The 1188-nt window shown below is 62.5% G+C and carries 1 protein-coding gene; it reads left to right on the forward strand.

The features are described from left to right. Window positions 1–58: 58 nt before the first annotated feature. Window positions 59–1188: IS1182 family transposase (locus DC522_RS33625; protein WP_116532709.1), on the forward strand; the 1130-nt coding region annotated here is incomplete at its 3' end.

Consider the following 1188-nt stretch of genomic DNA (forward strand, 5'->3'; position numbering starts at 1 on the left):
CCAGCCTGTGTGGAAACGCGTTGATCTGCTAAGCTGATGTTGATCAGCGGAGGGCCGGATGAAGCGTTTCGTTGAAGGGGAAGACCGCCGGCAGGCTACCCTGCTTCCTGATTGCCTGGACGACTATGTGGCGCCCGACAATCCCGTGCGCATCATCGAAGCCTTCGTTGACGAACCGGATCTGGCGGCTCTCGGCTTTGCCGGGGTGGTGCCGGAGGTGACAGGCCGTCCGTCGTACCATCCTGCGACCCTGCTCAAGATCTACATCTACGGCTATCTCAATCGCGTTCCCTCCAGCCGCAGATTGGAACGAGAGACCCAGCGCAACCTCGAGCTGATGGGGTTGACCAGCCGCTTGATGCCCGACTTCAAGACCATTGCGGACTTCCGCCGCGACAACGGCCCGGCCATCCGTGCAGCGTGTTCGCAGTTCATCGGGCTGTGCCGCAAGCTCAACCTGTTCACCCGGGCAGTCGTTGCCCTCGATGGCTCCAAGTTCAAGGCCGTCAACAATCGCGACAAGAACTGCACGGTCGCCAAGGTGGCCAGGCGCATCGAGCAGGTGGAGGCCGGCATCGCCCGCTACCTGGCGGCCCTGGATCGCGCCGATCGGCAGCCTGGTGAGGAGACTGAGGTCAGGACAGCCCGCCTGAAGGAGAAGATCGAAGGCCTGCGCCGACAGATGCAGGCCCTCAAAGACATGAGACAGCAGGTCGAAGCCGCGCCCGACCAGCAGATCTCTCTCACGGATCCGGATGCGCGCTCGATGGCCACCAGCGGCAAGGGCACGGGCATTGTCGGCTACAATGTGCAGATGGCGGTGGAAACCGAGCATCATCTCATCGTCGCACACGAGGTGACGAATGTCGGCAACGACCGCCCCCAATTGCTGGCGATGGGACAACAAGCCCGGGACGTGATGGCGTGTGAGGAGCTCACCGTGCTGGCGGATCGAGGCTACTATAACGGTGACGAGGTGCTGGCCTGCGAGGGCACCGGTGTTCTGCCCTATGTTCCCAAGATCCAGACCTCCGGCAACACCAACCGCGGTCTCTTCACCGGGCAGGACTTCGTCTACGACGCCGAACATGACCACTACACTTGCCCAGCCGGCCAGCATCTGACCAGGGGCAAGGTGCGCTCAGATCGTCGGGACACCATCGATCCTTACCGCAACCTGACGGCCTG

It is taken from the genome of Microvirga sp. KLBC 81, from assembly GCF_003075415.1.
Classification (GTDB): Bacteria; Pseudomonadota; Alphaproteobacteria; order Rhizobiales; family Beijerinckiaceae; genus Microvirga.